Annotated in this window: 21 protein-coding genes; 8 read left to right on the top strand and 13 right to left on the bottom strand. The window is 61.5% G+C overall.

Annotated features, from left to right (window positions below; genetic code table 11):
* Positions 1-172: 172 nt before the first annotated feature.
* Positions 173-517 carry a RidA family protein gene (locus NKI59_RS23405; protein ID WP_023674415.1) on the bottom strand — a complete coding sequence of 115 codons (345 nt, stop codon included), beginning with the start codon at positions 515-517 and terminating at the stop codon, positions 173-175.
* Between the two features lie 211 nt (positions 518-728).
* Between NKI59_RS23405 and aztA the strand changes: the two genes are divergently transcribed.
* The 4 genes from aztA (at position 729) to NKI59_RS23425 (ending at position 3841) form a co-directional block, all read left to right on the top strand.
* The gene (gene aztA / locus NKI59_RS23410) at positions 729-1541 is read left to right on the top strand and encodes a zinc ABC transporter ATP-binding protein AztA (protein ID WP_352707136.1); all 813 of its coding nucleotides are present in this window, start codon (positions 729-731) and stop codon (positions 1539-1541) included.
* Complete coding sequence (aztB, locus tag NKI59_RS23415; protein ID WP_352457155.1) at positions 1541-2416, top strand: zinc ABC transporter permease AztB; 876 nt, start codon at positions 1541-1543, stop codon at positions 2414-2416. Before aztA ends, aztB begins: the two co-directional genes overlap by 1 nt.
* 22 nt (positions 2417-2438) lie before the next feature.
* Positions 2439-3380 carry a zinc ABC transporter substrate-binding protein AztC gene (aztC, locus tag NKI59_RS23420; protein ID WP_352707139.1) on the top strand — a complete coding sequence of 314 codons (942 nt, stop codon included), beginning with the start codon at positions 2439-2441 and terminating at the stop codon, positions 3378-3380.
* Positions 3381-3502: 122 nt separating this feature from the next.
* A complete protein-coding gene (locus NKI59_RS23425) occupies positions 3503-3841 on the top strand; it encodes a protein tyrosine phosphatase family protein (RefSeq protein WP_352699058.1) in 339 nt (112 codons plus the stop codon).
* Positions 3842-3883: 42 nt separating this feature from the next.
* Here the strand turns inward: NKI59_RS23425 and NKI59_RS23430 are convergent, their stop codons facing one another.
* From NKI59_RS23430 to NKI59_RS23440, 3 genes are all read right to left on the bottom strand, one after another.
* The gene (locus NKI59_RS23430) at positions 3884-4057 is read right to left on the bottom strand and encodes a hypothetical protein (protein WP_352707141.1); all 174 of its coding nucleotides are present in this window, start codon (positions 4055-4057) and stop codon (positions 3884-3886) included.
* A 378-nt stretch (positions 4058-4435) separates the two neighbouring features.
* Positions 4436-4762, bottom strand: a complete 327-nt coding sequence (locus NKI59_RS23435) for a hypothetical protein (protein WP_352707143.1) — start codon at positions 4760-4762, stop codon at positions 4436-4438.
* Between the two features lie 9 nt (positions 4763-4771).
* Positions 4772-5239, bottom strand: a complete 468-nt coding sequence (locus tag NKI59_RS23440; protein ID WP_352707146.1) for an Lrp/AsnC family transcriptional regulator — start codon at positions 5237-5239, stop codon at positions 4772-4774.
* Between the two features lie 139 nt (positions 5240-5378).
* Between NKI59_RS23440 and hppD the strand changes: the two genes are divergently transcribed.
* From hppD to NKI59_RS23455, 3 genes are all read left to right on the top strand, one after another.
* The gene (hppD, locus tag NKI59_RS23445; protein WP_352707148.1) at positions 5379-6494 is read left to right on the top strand and encodes a 4-hydroxyphenylpyruvate dioxygenase; all 1116 of its coding nucleotides are present in this window, start codon (positions 5379-5381) and stop codon (positions 6492-6494) included.
* 69 nt (positions 6495-6563) lie between these two features.
* Positions 6564-6791, top strand: coding sequence for a type II toxin-antitoxin system Phd/YefM family antitoxin (locus NKI59_RS23450; protein WP_023674407.1), 228 nt, complete (start codon positions 6564-6566; stop codon positions 6789-6791).
* Positions 6788-7162 (top strand): type II toxin-antitoxin system VapC family toxin, encoded by a 375-nt coding sequence (locus NKI59_RS23455; protein WP_023674406.1) that lies wholly within the window; start codon positions 6788-6790, stop codon positions 7160-7162. The genes NKI59_RS23450 and NKI59_RS23455 overlap by 4 nt, the downstream gene beginning before the upstream one ends.
* On the opposite strand, the gene NKI59_RS23460 is transcribed toward NKI59_RS23455, so the two are convergent.
* Genes NKI59_RS23460 through hmgA form a run of 6 tightly spaced genes read right to left on the bottom strand, consistent with a single transcriptional unit; the run spans position 7141 to position 11612 of the window.
* A complete protein-coding gene (locus tag NKI59_RS23460) occupies positions 7141-7701 on the bottom strand; it encodes a DinB family protein (RefSeq protein WP_352707151.1) in 561 nt (186 codons plus the stop codon). The genes NKI59_RS23455 and NKI59_RS23460 overlap by 22 nt on opposite strands.
* Before the next feature lies 1 nt (position 7702).
* Entirely contained in the window at positions 7703-7990 is a 288-nt protein-coding gene (locus tag NKI59_RS23465) for a hypothetical protein (RefSeq protein ID WP_352703241.1), read from the bottom strand.
* 37 nt (positions 7991-8027) lie between these two features.
* A complete protein-coding gene (locus NKI59_RS23470) occupies positions 8028-8273 on the bottom strand; it encodes a hypothetical protein (RefSeq protein WP_352707154.1) in 246 nt (81 codons plus the stop codon).
* Between the two features lie 44 nt (positions 8274-8317).
* Entirely contained in the window at positions 8318-9340 is a 1023-nt protein-coding gene (locus NKI59_RS23475; RefSeq protein WP_352707157.1) for a fumarylacetoacetate hydrolase family protein, read from the bottom strand.
* Between the two features lie 48 nt (positions 9341-9388).
* Positions 9389-10288 (bottom strand): MBL fold metallo-hydrolase, encoded by a 900-nt coding sequence (locus NKI59_RS23480; RefSeq protein ID WP_352707159.1) that lies wholly within the window; start codon positions 10286-10288, stop codon positions 9389-9391.
* A gap of 10 nt (positions 10289-10298) precedes the next feature.
* Positions 10299-11612 (bottom strand): homogentisate 1,2-dioxygenase, encoded by a 1314-nt coding sequence (gene hmgA, locus NKI59_RS23485; protein WP_352707161.1) that lies wholly within the window; start codon positions 11610-11612, stop codon positions 10299-10301.
* A 143-nt stretch (positions 11613-11755) separates the two neighbouring features.
* Here hmgA and NKI59_RS23490 point away from each other — a divergent pair, with 143 nt between their 5' ends.
* Entirely contained in the window at positions 11756-12193 is a 438-nt protein-coding gene (locus NKI59_RS23490) for a MarR family winged helix-turn-helix transcriptional regulator (RefSeq protein ID WP_023674401.1), read from the top strand.
* 30 nt (positions 12194-12223) lie between these two features.
* Here the strand turns inward: NKI59_RS23490 and NKI59_RS23495 are convergent, their stop codons facing one another.
* The 3 genes from NKI59_RS23495 to NKI59_RS23505 form a co-directional block, all read right to left on the bottom strand.
* The gene (locus NKI59_RS23495; protein ID WP_352707163.1) at positions 12224-12847 is read right to left on the bottom strand and encodes a DUF4304 domain-containing protein; all 624 of its coding nucleotides are present in this window, start codon (positions 12845-12847) and stop codon (positions 12224-12226) included.
* A gap of 18 nt (positions 12848-12865) precedes the next feature.
* On the bottom strand, positions 12866-13900 hold the full coding sequence (tdh, locus tag NKI59_RS23500) for an L-threonine 3-dehydrogenase (protein ID WP_352707165.1): 1035 nt from the start codon (positions 13898-13900) through the stop codon (positions 12866-12868).
* A 96-nt stretch (positions 13901-13996) separates the two neighbouring features.
* Complete coding sequence (locus NKI59_RS23505) at positions 13997-15184, bottom strand: glycine C-acetyltransferase (protein ID WP_352707167.1); 1188 nt, start codon at positions 15182-15184, stop codon at positions 13997-13999.
* Between the last annotated feature and the right edge of the window lie 189 nt (positions 15185-15373).

Raw genomic sequence — 15373 nt, forward strand, 5'->3', positions numbered from 1 at the left:
GGGTCGTGGGAGCGGAGATGTTTAATATTCACTTATTTTGCGGCAGGGGGGATTTTTGTGTCGCGGGGTGGGGGCGTTGCAACGTCGCCGACCCCACCCCGTCTCGCAGTCTCCGCTTCGCTCCGACTACTCGCCGACCCTCCCCTCGAGGGGGAGGGTTAGGAGCCGCCTCTCAAATCGCTGCGGTAACAATAATCTCGACCAGATATTCCGGTCCGGCAAGCTTCGCCTCGCCGGTGGCGCGGGCCGGCGTGTTGCCCTGCGGTACCCATTTGTCCCACTCCGCGTTCATCTCGGCAAAGGTGCTCATGTCGGCCAGCCAGATGATCGCCTGCAGGATCTTGGTCTTGTCGGTGCCGGCCTTGGCCAGCAATTCGTCGATCGCCGCCAGAATGTCCCTGGTCTGGGCACCGACGTTTCCGCCCGGCTTGCCGACCTGACCGGCCAGATAGACGGTGTTGCCGTGGATGACGATCTGGCTCATGCGCGGGCCTACATCGATACGACGAATGCTCATTGGATATTCCTTCTCCTCTTGTCGCTGCGCCTGTTTAGGGGCCGGGTTCGCCGGGGGCAAGGCCGCTCGAGCGGAACTTCTTGAGCCAAGCCAAAGCACACAACAAGACGGCCCGGCCGCAATTCCGCCCGGTTGGCTTGTTGACTAATGTAATAACATCACATATCGAATCCGCCCCTGCAGCACCGATCATCGCCCCATGGATCGTCACATGAGCCAAACCTGCCTGACCTTCCGCGACCTGACGCTGGGCTACAATAGCCATCCTGCGGTCCACCACCTCAATGGTACGATCCGCAAGGGATCGCTGACGGCGGTCGTCGGCGCCAACGGCTCCGGCAAGTCGACGCTGATGAAGGGCATTGTCGGCGTCCTGAAGCCGATGGCCGGCGCGGTGATCCGGGCGCCCGGCGTACGCGCCGCCTATCTGCCGCAGCAATCGGAACTCGACCGCTCCTTTCCGGCCCGGGTCGTCGACCTGGTTTCGCTTGGCCTGTGGCCGCGGCGTGGCATGCTCGGCCGTTATACAAGGGAAGATCGCGACTCGGTCAGCGAGGCGCTGATGGCCGTCGGCCTCGGCGGCTTCGAGAAGCGCCCGATCGACACACTGTCGGGCGGCCAGCTGCAGCGCACGCTGTTTGCCCGCGTGCTGTTGCAGGATGCGGAGCTCATCCTGCTCGATGAGCCGTTTAACGCCGTCGATGCCAAGACGGTCGGCGACCTGATCGCGCTGATCAAGCGCTGGCACGGCGAGGAGCGCACGATCATGGTGGTGGTCCACGATCTCGATCTGGTGCGGCAGAATTTCCCCGAAACACTGCTGCTGGCGCGCCAGCCGATCGCCTGGGGCGAGACGAAAGAGACGCTGCGGCCGGAGAATCTGTTGCGTGCGCGCCGCTTCCACGAGGCCTGGGAGGACAACGCGCCGTGGTGTGAGCCCGGCGAGCATGATCACGAGCACGGTGGCCACGAGCACAGCCATGACCACGACCATCATCACGGCTCCGGGCCGAGGGCGGCATGATGGAGGTGCTTTACGGTCTGTTCGTCGCTCCGTTTGCCGACTACGCCTTCATGCAGCGGGCGCTCGCCGGTTCGATGATGCTGTCGCTCGGCGCCTGCCCGGTCGGCGTGTTCCTGATGCTGCGGCGCATGAGCCTGTCCGGCGACGCCATGGCGCATGCCATCCTGCCCGGTGCTGCCGCCGGCTTCCTGTTCTATGGCCTGGAAATCCTGCCGATGACGATCGGCGGACTGATCGCCGGCATCATCGTGGCGCTCGGCGCCGGCGCCGTCTCGCGCTTCACCATTCAGCGCGAGGACGCCTCGATGGCGGCCTTTTATCTGATTTCGCTGGCCATCGGCGTGCTCATGGTGTCGATCCGCGGCTCCAGCGTCGATCTCATGCATGTGCTGTTCGGCACCGTGCTGGCGCTCAACAACGAGGCGCTGACGCTGATCGGCGGCATCGTCGTGGTGACGCTGGTCAGCCTCGCCATCTTCTGGCGGGCGCTGGTCGCCGAATGCCTCGACCCTTTGTTCCTGCGCTCGGTCAGCCGGATGGGCAGCCCAGTGCATTTCATCTTTCTCGGCCTCGTCGTGCTCAACCTCGTCGGCGGCTTCCAGGCGCTCGGCACCTTGCTGTCGGTCGGGCTGATGATGCTGCCGGCAGCGGCGGCCCGCTTCTGGACCTCGCGCGTCGAGCCGATGTGCGTGCTGGCCACAGTAATCGGCTTTGCCTCCTGCATTGCCGGGCTGCTGTTGTCCTACCATGCGTCATTGCCTTCCGGCCCGGCCATCATCCTGTCCGCCGGCGTCGTCTATTTCGCCTCGATCCTGTTCGGCACGCGCGGCATCCTGCGCGCCCGCATCGTCCATCACCGCCACAGAACTGCCTGATCCCAACAAGGAGAAACTGTCCATGCTGAATTCGATCCGCGCCGCTTTGGCCGTGAGCGTTATAACATTAACCGCCTTTGGCGCATCTTCGGCCTTTGCTGAGCCTTTGAAGGTGGTCGCCAGCTTCACGATAATCGCCGATTTCGCCAAAAATGTCGGCGGCGACCGCATCGATCTGACCACCATCGTCGGGCCGGACGGCGACGCCCACGTCTACGAGCCGAGCCCCGCCGATGCGGTGGCGATGGCCAAGGCCGACATCGTGCTGGTCAACGGCCTGCATTTCGAAGGTTTTCTGCAGCGCCTGGTCGACGCCAGCGCCACCAAGGCTTCGATTGCCGTGCTGACCAAGGGGGTCACGCCGATCAATTTCAAACCCGAATTCGCCGAGGCCGATGTCGCCGAAGGCGCGGAAACCGACGGCGGCAAGACGGTCACCGATCCGCATGCCTTCCAGTCGATCGCCAATGCCAAGATCTATGTGAAGAACATCGCCGACGCCTTTTGCACGGCCGACGCTGCGGGTTGCGACAGCTACAAGGCCAATGCAGCCGCCTATACGCAAAAGCTCGAGGCGCTTGAGGGCGAAGTGCAGGCGGCGATCCAGTCGATCCCGCAGGAGAAGCGCGTCGTCATCACCTCGCATGACGCCTTCGGCTATTTCGAGCAGGCCTACGGCTTGACGTTCCTGGCCCCGGAAGGCGTGTCGACCGAGTCGGAGCCCTCCGCCGCCGACGTCGCCAAGCTGGTCAGCCAGGTGAAACAGGACAAGGCGGCGGCGATCTTCGTCGAGAACATCACCAACCCGCGGCTGATCGAGCAGATCGCCAGCGAGACCGGCATCAAGGTGGGCGGCACGCTCTATTCCGATGCGCTGTCGCAGCCCGACGGCCCGGCCGCGACCTATATCGATCTGATGCACAATAACATCGCCCAGATCAAAGGCGCGATCCTCGGCAGCTGAGCTGTCTAGTCACTCCATCCGGTCGGGCTGAAATTGCCCGGCCGGATTTCTATCTAATGGCTGTTGCCGACCGGGTCAGGGAGTGGCAAGACTGCCGCTAACCAGATTGCGAGGACACCGCCATGGAATACCGCCAGATCAGCGAGGACTATTCGGTCTCGGGCCAGATCCAGCCCGAGGATGTCGCGACCATCAAGGCCGCCGGCTTCAAGAGCGTGATCTGCAACCGGCCGGACGACGAGCAGCCCGGCCAGCCATCGGCCGACACCGTCAAGGCGGCGGTCGAGGGCGCCGGGCTCGCCTTCCGCTACATCCCTGTCATCAGCGGCCAGATCACGGCCGAGAATGTCGAGGACCAGGCCGAGGCACTGGATGAGCTTGATGGCCCGGTCTTCGCCTATTGCCGTTCCGGCGCCCGCTGCACCAACCTTTATGGGCTGATCAAGCAGTCGAAGGGGTGAACGGCCTCCGTTACCCTATCCACTCGCCGGGATGAGCGGGTGCTACGGGCGCTTCTCGCCGACCAGACTGAGCACACCGAAGAAAACCACGCTGAGAGCGACGAATAGCGCGAGAAAGCCAAGCGGAAACGTGCTGATCACCAGCAGGACGAAGCCCGCGAGGCCGATTGGGCAGCCGTTGAGGCACCACCAGCGCGACTTCGAATAGGTGAACATGCTCCAGTCATAAGCTTTGAGATCCCATATGCGAGCCTTAGACCTCCAGGACCAATTGGTATTTAGGAGAAGTGAATCCCAACTCTTGGGATGATTTGCGAGGTGGATCAGGCCGCCGATCGTGCACGGCACCAGTCCAACAAAAAAGAGAGCAATCCCGGCAAGCTGAAAGTTGGACATGGACGACCACAACTTGGTTGTTCAGCTTTGTCATAGACCTTTCGAATGCAGACATCAAATTGACAGCGAACGCCGCTCAAATCGGCAGCGCGCCGGTTTCACTCGAAGGCCCGGTCTTCGCTTGCTGCCGGTGCGGCGCCCGCTGCACCGATCTTTAAGGGTTGATCCAGCCGTCGAAGGGTGAGAGCGTTCCGATGATTAGTGATGCCGCCGTCTGGCTATGACCCGCCGCAGCCAGAAGAAAGCGACAAGCAAAGCGACATATAGCGCAAGATCGACGAGCGGAATCGTAGCGACCAAAAGTACGATGAAGCCCGCAAGACATATCGGAAAGCCGACACCGCACCACCAGCGCGCCTTCGGGTGAGTGAGTTCGACCCAGCCATAGGGCCAGGAAGGCCAGGGATTGATGATGCGCAACTCCCAAGCCTTCGGTTCATGCGCGGCGTGGATCAGACTACCAATCGTGAACGGCACAATCCCCACTAGAAACAGCACGATGCCGGCGATCTGAAACTTCGACATGATTTACAGTCAAATCGGCAGCGCGCCGGTCTCCTTCAACGTCTCCAGCACGATCGCCGTCTTCACATGCTGCACCGATTCGTGCGGCAGCAGCACGCCGTTGACGAACTCCGACAATGATTTGAGATCCGGCGTCACGACCTTCAATATATAATCCATCTCGCCGGTCAGCGCGTGCGCTTCCTGCACTTGCGGCAGCCGCGCCACCAATTCGCCGAAGCGCCGCGCATTGTCGCGGTTGTGGGTGGCGAGCGTCACCGAGATGACGTTGACCAGGGAAAAACCGAGCTTGTCGCGGTCGAGCACCGCCCGGTAACCCTTGATATAGCCGTCCCCCTCCAGCCGCTGGCGACGACGCGAGCACTGCGACGCGGACAGGTTCACCCGTTCCGACAGATCGTTGTTGGTCAGCCGTGCATCGCCCTGCAACAGAGCCATTATCTTGCGGTCAAACTGGTCGATGCGCGCCTCGTCCATGAATTTCGGGTCCGCAGTGCACAACTCGCGCATGATCAGACCATTTCAAGCGTTTGAATGCAAGCAATTTGCACTCGCTCCGCGCTATAATTCGGTTCAGATGGCCGACGCGGCCAGTTCCAGATTTCGGAGCAATGCCATGGGTCCCTTCCCGCACGACGCACCGCCCGCCAAGATCAGCAAAACCAATCCCGCCGGCACCGACGGCTTCGAGTTCGTCGAATTCGCGCATGCCGAGCCGGAAAAGCTCGCCGAACTGTTCACCCGCATGGGCTATGTGCCGGTGGCCAAGCACCGCAGCAAGGACATCACCGTCTGGCGGCAGGGCGACATCAACTATGTCGTCAATGCCGAACCCGGCTCGCATGCCATGAAATTCGTCGACAAGCACGGCCCTTGCGCCGCCTCGATGGCGTGGCGGGTGGTCGATGCAAGGCATGCCTTCGATCACGCGGTGGCCAAGGGCGCGACGCCCTATGAAGGCAACGACAAGACGCTCGATGTGCCGGCGATCGTCGGTATCGGCGGATCGCTGCTCTATTTCATCGAAACGTACGGCGATAAGGGCTCGGCTTACGACGCCGAGTTCGACTGGCTGGGCGAGCGCGACCCCAGGCCGGAAGGCGTCGGCTTCTATTATCTCGACCACCTGACCCACAATGTCTATCGCGGCCAGATGGACAAATGGTGGGATTTCTACCGAGACCTGTTCGGCTTCAAGCAGATCCATTTCTTCGACATCGACGGCAAGATCACCGGCCTGGTCAGCCGCGCCATCACCTCGCCCTGCGGCAAGATCCGCATCCCGCTGAACGAGTCCAAGGACGAGACCAGCCAGATCGCCGAATATCTGAAGAAGTATAATGGCGAGGGCATCCAGCACATCGCCGTCGGCACCGACGACATCTACGGCGCCACCGACAGGCTGGCCGCCAACGGCCTGAAGTTCATGCCGGGACCGCCGGAGACCTATTACGACATGTCTTATGCCCGCGTGAACGGCCATGAAGAGCCGATCGAACGTATGAAAAAGCACGGCATCCTGATCGACGGCGAAGGCGTCGTCGACGGCGGCACGACCAAGATCCTGCTGCAGATCTTTTCGAAAACCGTGATCGGCCCGATCTTCTTCGAGTTCATCCAGAGGAAGGGCGACGAAGGTTTTGGCGAGGGCAATTTCCGCGCTTTGTTCGAATCGATCGAGCAGGACCAGATCAAGCGCGGCGTGCTGAAGGTGGACGGCAAGGCAGCGTAGCCAACTCGGCCGAGGTGCCTTGTGGTTTGATCAATTATGACCTAAATTCTGGTCATAAGAGGTCTGACCATGAATGTTCCGATGGCAAAAGCGAAGGCCCAACTCTCTGAGTTGGTGAAACGTGCCCAGGCCGGCGAAGAGATCCATCTGACGCGGCATGGAGAGGTGGTGGCGACCTTAAGCGCGCCCACCCGGGCCGGCGGGAGCAAAGGCCTTTTTGGGGCCCTGAAAGGCCAAATTCGGATACCGGATGATTTTGATGAACTCGGTCCCGAATGGGACGAGTACATTAAATGAGCCGCCAATATCTGGTGGATACTCATATTCTGCTTTGGGTACTCAACGCGGATTCACGCCTTTCGGATCACCATCGCGACATCTTTCTTGCGGGCGAGGATGTGGTCGTCAGCGCCGTCTCGGTAGCAGAGATCGCCATTAAGAAATCGCTCGGCAAAGTCACGCTCACAGGCAACATCGTGGAAATCCTGCGATCGAACGGCATTCCGATCCTCAGTGTGAATGAACTACACGCAGCGAGGCTTGAGCATCTGCCGTTCCATCATCGCGATCCCTTCGACCGTCTGCTCATCGCACAGGCTCAAATTGAAGGTCTGACGGTGGTCACTGCGGATCGACATTTCTCAGCCTACGACGTCGCGTTGGCCTGATCATCCAGCTCCAGCCGCTCGACTTCGGCTTTCCTCAACTTCACATCGTAATCGAGGAAAAACTCGTCGAGTTGCGGCGGTTTCACCGAGGTGCCGGACAGCATCGCGTGCACCTGGCCGCGATGATGGATGTCGTGGATGAAGAGATGGGCGAGCAAATCGCCGATCCGCTCCGGTATCATGCCGTCCTCGCGCCGGTCGGTGACGACGCGGCGATCGAGGTCGTCGGCCGAAAGGCGGTCGCAAAAAGCGATCAGCCGCCGGTCGGCCTCCGTCCGCTTGCCAAAGAGCGCGTCCGCTTCGTCGAAGAACAAGAACTCATCATAGGCCGCGGCGCCGACGCCGCCTTCTTCGAGAAAGTCGAGATAGAGGTGATCGACCGCCAGGATGTGATTGAGCGTTGCCTTGATCGAGGGGAAGAAGCTTATCCTTTCAGCCTCGAATTCGCCGGGCTCAAGCTGCAGCACGGCACGGTAGAGCCGGTCGTTCGACCAGAGATTGTTGGCTGCCATGCGGCGGAAATGGTTCAGCAGGTCCATGTTACACACCAGCCCAGGCAATCAAATTCACAGCGATACCGATAGCACCTATGGCTAGCAGACGAGCGATCATACCGCGGCGCAGCGCTTGCGTTTCAACATCGCTCGCAACATCCCGATTCATAACGACGTTAGCAAACTTCGGCCGATGCGCCACGCTACTGAAGTTACGAAGTCCTTCAGATCGATCCTCGACCTGACGGCAGACCCGGATGGCCGAAATCAAAAGCCAGGCAGCAGCGATGCCAGAAATTCCCACAATCCAAAGGTAAGTAGCGGTGTAAGGCATCTTGGGGTCCACCAGCGTTAGGAACGATTGAGCTAGATCACGCCGGTGACCGGACCAAAGACAAGCCTGCCCACATTAGCAGGAATCCAGCCAAAACAATCAGCAGCAGCCCGATCATGCGCCGCCGCATGCCTTGCGTTTCCTGGTCCAGCGCGACGTTCGTGTTGGTGACGGTGTGAAACATCATCGCCTTGCGCGGCAGGCCGCTGCGGTTGGTCAGGCCGGGCGAGCGCGCCTCGATGCGATAGCTCAGCCGGATCGCCTGGATGAAGATCGCCAGCATGACAAGGGCCCAGACACCGCACAGCAGGTAGAATGTCTCGCCCGTCATTCTCTTGCCCCCTCGTACTTCTCGACCTTCTGCTCGATGGCGCCGAAGATCGAATGCCCGCCCCTGTCCTTCATCTCGATGCGCACGCTATCGCCAAAGCACAGGAACGGCGTTTTCGGTTCGCCGGTTTCGATGGTCTCGATCATGCGCAACTCGGCGATGCAGGAGTAGCCGGCGCCCCCCGCCGATACCGGCCTCCCAGGCAGGCCGTCGAGCTTGTTGGAGACGGTGCCCGAACCGACGATCGTGCCGGCGGCCAGCGGCCGCGTTTTTGCGGCGTGAACAATCAGCGCCGGAAAGTCGAACGTCATGTCGATGCCGGCGTTCGCCCGGCCGAACGGTTTGCCGTTGAGATCGACCAGCAGCGGCAGGCTGACCTTGCCGCCGTCCCAGGCATCGCCCAGCTCGTCCGGCGTCACCGCAACCGGCGAAAAGGCCGATGACGGTTTCGACTGGTAGAAACCGAACCCCTTGGCGAGCTCGGGTCCGGTCAGGCCGCGCAGCGTTACATCGTTGACCAGCATGACCAGCCGGATCGCCGCCCGCGCCTCATCGAGGCTTGCGCCCATCGGCACATCGTCGACGATGACGGCGACCTCGCCTTCCATGTCGATGCCAAGGACGTCGTCGACCATGCGGATCGGGTCGCGCGGTGCGAGGAAAGCGTCCGAGCCGCCCTGGTAGATCAGCGGATCGGTCCAGAAACTTGGCGGCATCTCGGCGCCGCGCGCCTTTCGCACCAGCTCGACGTGGTTCACATAGGCCGAGCCATCGGCCCATTGGTAGGCGCGCGGCAGCGGCGAAAGGGCGTCATGTTCGTGAAAGCGGGCAGACGGCACCGCATTATTCTCGAGCGATTCGGCCATCGCAGCGAGATGCGGCGCGATGCGATGCCAGTCGTCGAGCGCGGCCTGCAGCGTCCGCACCAGGAACGAAGCGTCGGTAAACCGCGTCAGGTCGCGCGAGACGACGACGAGCTTTCCGTCGCGCGTCCCGTCCTTCAATGTGGCAAGCTTCATGCGGTTTCCTCTCCTGGCGCAGCTTTGGCGCTGCTTTGATTTTTTGTTCTACGCATGATCTCTTCCGAAAACCGGTTCCCACTTTTCGGGATCATGCTCCAGCCCCACAACAAGGCCGTCGCGGGCGATCGTCAAGTCGCCGGCCCATGTTTTCCTGACGGCGGCGATCCAGTCGGCCTCGCCGATCTCCGGATCGTCGGCCGGAATGAGGTGGTTGACGACTAGCCTTTTGACGCCTGCATCGGTGGCGATGCGGCCCGCTTCCTCGGCAAAGCTGTGGCTGGCAAGCAGGTGTTCCCTCAGCCTTGCGCCGTTGCCGGTCTTCGCGACCAGCCGCTCGATACCCTCTTCCAGCATGGCCTCGTGGACCAGGACGTCGGCGCCCTCGGCGAAATCCGCCAATGGCGGAAAGAACGCCGTATCCGACGAAAAGACGATGCCTTGCCCCGCATGATCGAAGCGCAGCGCAAAGCAATCCGTCACCGGCGGGTGGTTGACACGCAGCGCCGATATTTTGAGACCGCGCTCTTCCGCCACCTGGCCTTCACCAAACTCGACGATCGAAACCAGGTCGCGGAGATCCGGCCGCCCTTCATCGGCGATGCGGATCTCGATGTCGAACTCCATCGCCTGGCAAAAGCGCTGCCAATAGTAGCCGGTGCCGGGCGGGCCGAACACGGCGACCTTTGTTGCCAGGCCGGCCGTCCATGCGGTGTGGATCAACGGTCCGAGTTCCAGCACATGGTCGGAATGCAAATGCGTGATGAAGATCAGGTCGAGCGCCTTCAGGCTGACACGGGCATCGGTCAGCCCGCGCGTCACGCCGAGCCCGCAATCGACGACGAGGGTGCGGCCGCCAATCTCCAGCAGTGACGAACTCGGCCACGGCCCGCCCGGCCGCAGCGCCGGGCCACCCTTCGAACCCAGAAGCACCAGACGATCCGTCATGCGACGGCGCTCAAGACCAGTCGCCCTCTGGCGTCCCGTTGAAGCGTTTCTTCAGGTCGGCCCAGCAGTCGATGTAGTTGTCCTGCCGGGTTTCGAGCTCGGCGCCATAGCGGGTCACCATTTGCGGAAAGCGTGTCTCGAACATGAAGGCCATGGTGTTGTCGAGCTTGACCGGTTTTAGCTCCGCTCGCGAGGCTTTTTCGAAGCCAGACGCATCGGGTCCGTGAGCCAGCATCATGTTGTGCAGGCTGATGCCGCCGGGCACGAAGCCCTCTTCCTTGGCATCGTACTGACCATGAATCAGGCCCATGAACTCGCTCATGATGTTGCGGTGATACCAGGGCGGCCGGAAAGTGTTTTCCGCCACAAGCCAGCGCGGCGGGAAGATGACGAAATCGATATTGGCGGTGCCTTCCTCGCCGCTCGGCGCGGTCAGCACGGTGAATATCGACGGATCGGGATGGTCGAACAGGATCGCACCGACCGGCGAAAAGGTCGCAAGATCATACTTGTAGGGCGAATAATTGCCGTGCCACGCCACCACATCCAGCGGCGAATGGTCGATCTCGGTGACATGGAACTGGCCACACCATTTCGCGATCAGCCGGCACGGCGTGTCCTTGTCCTCGAACCAGGCACAGGGCGTCTTGAAATCGCGCGGATTGGCCAGGCAGTTGGCGCCGATCGGACCGCGATCCGGCAGCGTCAGCTTGGCGCCGTAATTCTCGCAGACATAGCCGCGCACTTGCGGATCGACCAGTTCGACCTTGAACACCAGACCACGCGGGAGCACGGCAATCTCGCCCGGCCTGAGTTCGATAACACCCATCTCGGTGACGAAGCGCAAGGCTCCAACCTGCGGTACGACCAGCAACTCGCCGTCGGCGTTGAAGAAATGATCGTCGGCCATCGAACGGTTGGCGACATAGACATGTGCCGCCATGCCGGTCTGGCCGAGCACGTCGCCGGCGGTGGTGATCGAGCGCATGCCGGCGATGAAATCGGTCGGCTCCTTCGGCATCGGCACCGGGCTCCAGCGATACTGGCTGAGTGCGAGCTGATGGTCGCCGACGTTCGGCGCGCTTTTCCAAAGCGGATAATTCGCCGCTTTGAAGCGACCGGTGTGCCTCACGCTCGGCCTTATCCGATAAAGCCAGGAGCGCTCATTGGTGCCGCGCGGCGCGGTGAATGGAGAGCCCGAAAGCTGCTCGGCATAGAGGCCGTAGGCCGGCCGCTGCGGCGAGTTTCGGCCTTGCGGCAGCGAGCCCGGCAAAGTCTCGGTCTCGAAGTCATTGCCGAAACCCGGCATGTAGGAATAGGCCATGGAATCCTCCCGAATTCATAGTCCCGGAGCGTCCGAAGGGAAGCTCTGAGTTGACCAGACTGGTTTCATTTGTAACCATTGAAAATGTAACCATCAACGGTGATTTCGGCATGAGCCGCCAGCCTGCTCAATCAAGACCAACCATGGAAATCCTCGAGCTGGAATCCTTCCTGCCTTACCGGCTCTATCGGCTCGCCGATGCCGTCAGCCGCGAATTCTCAAGGATATACAAGGACCGCCACGGCCTGACCCGGCCCGAATGGCGCACGCTCGCCGGACTTGGACAGCACGGCACGATGACGGCGACGGCGCTCGGCGAGCAGTCGGCGATGCACAAGACCAAGGTTTCGCGCGCGGTCGCCGAACTCGAGCGGCGCCGCTGGCTCGTCCGGACGCCAGACGAAAAGGACCGCCGTGTCGAGCATCTGGCGCTGACCAAGGCTGGCGTTACTGCCTATCGCGAAATGGTGCCGCTGGCGAAGGAGTTCGAGCGGGAGCTGCTGGAGAGGCTTGGTGCGGAAGAGCGGGCGGCGATTGTCAGTGGGGTAGCGGCGCTGGAGGCAAAACTCACCCTGGGTTGAAATCCTCCATAGGTTCGACCGTCGCAGAAATCAGATGGCTACCGCGGCAGGCAACGCTCCTAAACCGTAATAGGCGCGTTCGGCTTCAATGATGCCTTTGACATGGCTTCGAAATTCTACCGGATCATCGATGTAGGCCAGGAGCGCCTGTGCCTGCGAAACCGCGTGTCTTCGAACGCTTTCAAACAGCCGCCTTGCCGATTCAAAATCACCAGCCAAACCGGCCGCCACCCCGGCGTGGAAGGCCGCCCACTCGCCGTAGGCGCCCGGCTGCAATTCATTCACGAGGATTGTCGCTGTCGCCTGCACGGAAGGGAACATTGATCGGTGAACCTGATCGATTTCGACGGCCTTCTTGGCCATTTGATCAACCGCGAGCAGAAACTGTGCCGGGCTCTCGAACGGAACGAACTGTCCAATGCGCTGAGGACGATCGAAGGTAACTGTTTCAGGGAGCGAACCCCAGAGCCAGTGGACTGCTACGTTAAGGTAAGTGCCTTTGGACCAAGAGCTGGGCTGGAACTCGACTACACTTAGCCAGAAGCCGCGATCGGCGATCCAGATTCGAGACTTCCCTTTGCGTTGAAATCCGGCGGGCTGCAGTACGATCTTTGCCTGCGAGGCAATGATGCGACCGTGCTCATTATCCGCCATCTTGCACCCCTATATGCCTCACCAATCCATCACCACCTTGCCGGAATTGCCGCTCTTCATCGCTTCGAAACCGGAAATGTAATCGTCGATGCCGATCCGGTGCGTGATTAGCCCCGACACATCGAGAGGACCCTGCACCAGCGCGATCATCTTGTACCAGGTCTCGAACATTTCGCGGCCGTAGATGCCTTTCAGGTGCAGCATCTTGAAGATGACCTTGTTCCAGTCGATCTCGAAGCCGGTCGGCGCAATGCCGAGAATGGCGATCTTGCCGCCATTGTTCATGGTGTCGATCATGTCGCGGAAGGCAGGGGCTGCGCCCGACATTTCGAGGCCGACGTCAAAACCCTCGGTCATGCCGAGCGCCGGCATCACGTCGCGCAGCTTTTCCTTCGACGCATCGACGACATGCTGGACGCCGAGCTTTTTCGCCAGAGCTAGCCGCACCGGATTGATGTCGGTGATGACGACCTTTCGCGCACCCACACATTGGGCAACGAGTGCGCCCATGATGCCGATCGGCCCGGCGCCGGTGACCAGCACGTCCTCGCCGACCAGATCGAAAGACAAGGCCGTGTGGACGGCATTGCCCAGGGGATCGAAGATGGCGGCGATCTCGTCCGGCACATCGTCGGGGATGGGCACGACATTGTGCTGCGGGATCGCCAGGTATTCGCCAAAGGCGCCCGGCCGGTTGACGCCGACGCCGAGCGTGTTGCGGCACAGATGCCCCCTGCCCGCCCGGCAGTTGCGGCAATGGCCGCAGACGATATGGCCTTCTCCGGAAACGCGCTGGCCGAGTTTGTACTCGGTCACCGCCGTGCCGAAATCGGCGACGGTTCCGACGAATTCGTGGCCGGTCACCATCGGCACCGGCACGGTCTTTTGCGCCCACTGGTCCCAATTGTAGATGTGGACGTCGGTGCCGCAGATCGCCGTCTTGCTGATCTTGATCAGCACGTCGTTGGGGCCGATCTCGGGCACCGGCACTTCTTCCATCCAGATGCCCGGCTCGGCCTTGGCCTTGACCAGCGCCTTCATCATGTTTGACATTCTCTTGTCCCCTGAACCTTAGTCGCCTGAACCTCAGTCGCCTGAACTTAGTCGCTTGAATCTCTTGATCCGGAATCGCTTTTCGGTTCCGGCCGTTCAGGAAATCACGCCGAGTTCGCGACCGACTGCGGCGAACGCCTCAACCGCACGATCGATGTCAGCGCTGGAATGGGCGGCCGACATCTGCGTGCGGATGCGCGCCTGGCCCTTCGGCACCACCGGGAACGAGAAGCCGATGACATAGATACCGCGCTTCAGCATCCGCGCCGCCATTTCCTGCGCCAGCGTCGCGTCGCCCAGCATCACCGGGATGATCGGATGGTCGGCGCCGGCCAGAGTAAAACCGAGCTTGCCCATCTCGGAGCGAAACCGCGCCGCATTGGCATATAGGCGCTGGCGCAACGCATCGCCATTGCGGATCATCTCGAAGACCCGGATCGAAGCGCCAGCGATCGCCGGCATCAGCGTATTGGAGAACAGATAGGGGCGCGAGCGCTGGCGCAGCCAGTCGACCACCTGCTTCCTGCCCGATGTGTAGCCGCCCGACGCGCCGCCCAATGCCTTGCCGAGCGTGCCGGTGATGAGGTCCACCCTGCCCTCGACGCCACAATGTTCGGCCGAGCCACGGCCGTTCCTGCCGACGAAGCCAACAGCATGGCTGTCGTCGACCATGACCATCGCATCGTATTGGTCGGCGAGGTCGCAGACGCCCTTCAGATTGGCGATGATGCCATCCATCGAGAACACGCCGTCGGTGGCGATCAGCCGGAACCGGCAGTCGCTCGCCTCTTTCAACCGCGCCTCCAGATCGGCCATGTCGTTGTTGGCGTAGCGGAAGCGCTTTGCCTTCGACAGCCGCACGCCGTCGATGATCGAGGCGTGGTTCAGCGCATCGGAGATGACCGCATCCTCCTCGCCGAGCAGCGTCTCGAACAGGCCGCCATTGGCGTCGAAACAGGAGCCGTAGAGGATCGTATCCTCCATGCCGAGGAAGTCAGAAATGGTCGCCTCGAGCTGCTTGTGTTCTTCCTGCGTGCCGCAGATGAAGCGCACCGACGCCATGCCGTAGCCGTAACGGTCGAGCGCCTGCTTGGCCGCCTCGCGCAGTTCGGCGCTGTCGGCGAGGCCGAGATAATTATTGGCGCAGAAATTCAGCACCTTCTCGCCGCCGACCTCGATCTCGGCCGATTGGGTCGAGGTTATCACCCGTTCGGATTTGTAAAGGCCGGCCGATTTCAGTCCTTCAAGCTCGCTGTCGATGTGGGAAAGGAATGCTTCGGTCATGATCAGGCCCTGTTGAGATCGACGAGGACTGTCGCGCCGCGCGGACGAAAAATCCATCGCAAAAGCGACCGCTTCGGTGGCGGCAATGGCACGGCAGAGGCCACGATGTTCAAATGCGGAGGCGCCGTGAAAGATTGCAATAACCACTTTGGGGGTTTCCCGCCACGGTCGCCGCCGCCGGCCTGTTGC

It is taken from the genome of Mesorhizobium sp. M0598 (assembly GCF_040320865.1).
Lineage (GTDB): Bacteria > Pseudomonadota > Alphaproteobacteria > Rhizobiales > Rhizobiaceae > Mesorhizobium.

Coding starts and splice junctions, on each gene's coding strand:
- aztA (WP_352707136.1), top strand. CDS start 729: ATGAGCCAAACCTGCCTGACCTTCCGCGACCTGACGCTGGGCTACAAT.
- NKI59_RS23440 (WP_352707146.1), bottom strand. CDS start 5,239: ATGGACGAGGCGCGCATCGACCAGTTTGACCGCAAGATAATGGCTCTG.
- NKI59_RS23495 (WP_352707163.1), bottom strand. CDS start 12,847: ATGGCGGATAATGAGCACGGTCGCATCATTGCCTCGCAGGCAAAGATC.
- NKI59_RS23490 (WP_023674401.1), top strand. CDS start 11,756: ATGGAAATCCTCGAGCTGGAATCCTTCCTGCCTTACCGGCTCTATCGG.
- NKI59_RS23430 (WP_352707141.1), bottom strand. CDS start 4,057: ATGTTCACCTATTCGAAGTCGCGCTGGTGGTGCCTCAACGGCTGCCCA.
- NKI59_RS23405 (WP_023674415.1), bottom strand. CDS start 517: ATGAGCATTCGTCGTATCGATGTAGGCCCGCGCATGAGCCAGATCGTC.
- NKI59_RS23475 (WP_352707157.1), bottom strand. CDS start 9,340: ATGAAGCTTGCCACATTGAAGGACGGGACGCGCGACGGAAAGCTCGTC.
- hppD (WP_352707148.1), top strand. CDS start 5,379: ATGGGTCCCTTCCCGCACGACGCACCGCCCGCCAAGATCAGCAAAACC.
- NKI59_RS23460 (WP_352707151.1), bottom strand. CDS start 7,701: ATGGACCTGCTGAACCATTTCCGCCGCATGGCAGCCAACAATCTCTGG.
- aztB (WP_352457155.1), top strand. CDS start 1,541: ATGGAGGTGCTTTACGGTCTGTTCGTCGCTCCGTTTGCCGACTACGCC.
- NKI59_RS23425 (WP_352699058.1), top strand. CDS start 3,503: ATGGAATACCGCCAGATCAGCGAGGACTATTCGGTCTCGGGCCAGATC.
- NKI59_RS23435 (WP_352707143.1), bottom strand. CDS start 4,762: ATGTCGAAGTTTCAGATCGCCGGCATCGTGCTGTTTCTAGTGGGGATT.
- NKI59_RS23470 (WP_352707154.1), bottom strand. CDS start 8,273: ATGCTGGCGATCTTCATCCAGGCGATCCGGCTGAGCTATCGCATCGAG.
- tdh (WP_352707165.1), bottom strand. CDS start 13,900: ATGTCAAACATGATGAAGGCGCTGGTCAAGGCCAAGGCCGAGCCGGGC.
- hmgA (WP_352707161.1), bottom strand. CDS start 11,612: ATGGCCTATTCCTACATGCCGGGTTTCGGCAATGACTTCGAGACCGAG.
- NKI59_RS23455 (WP_023674406.1), top strand. CDS start 6,788: ATGAGCCGCCAATATCTGGTGGATACTCATATTCTGCTTTGGGTACTC.
- NKI59_RS23465 (WP_352703241.1), bottom strand. CDS start 7,990: ATGCCTTACACCGCTACTTACCTTTGGATTGTGGGAATTTCTGGCATC.
- NKI59_RS23505 (WP_352707167.1), bottom strand. CDS start 15,184: ATGACCGAAGCATTCCTTTCCCACATCGACAGCGAGCTTGAAGGACTG.
- aztC (WP_352707139.1), top strand. CDS start 2,439: ATGCTGAATTCGATCCGCGCCGCTTTGGCCGTGAGCGTTATAACATTA.
- NKI59_RS23450 (WP_023674407.1), top strand. CDS start 6,564: ATGAATGTTCCGATGGCAAAAGCGAAGGCCCAACTCTCTGAGTTGGTG.
- NKI59_RS23480 (WP_352707159.1), bottom strand. CDS start 10,288: ATGACGGATCGTCTGGTGCTTCTGGGTTCGAAGGGTGGCCCGGCGCTG.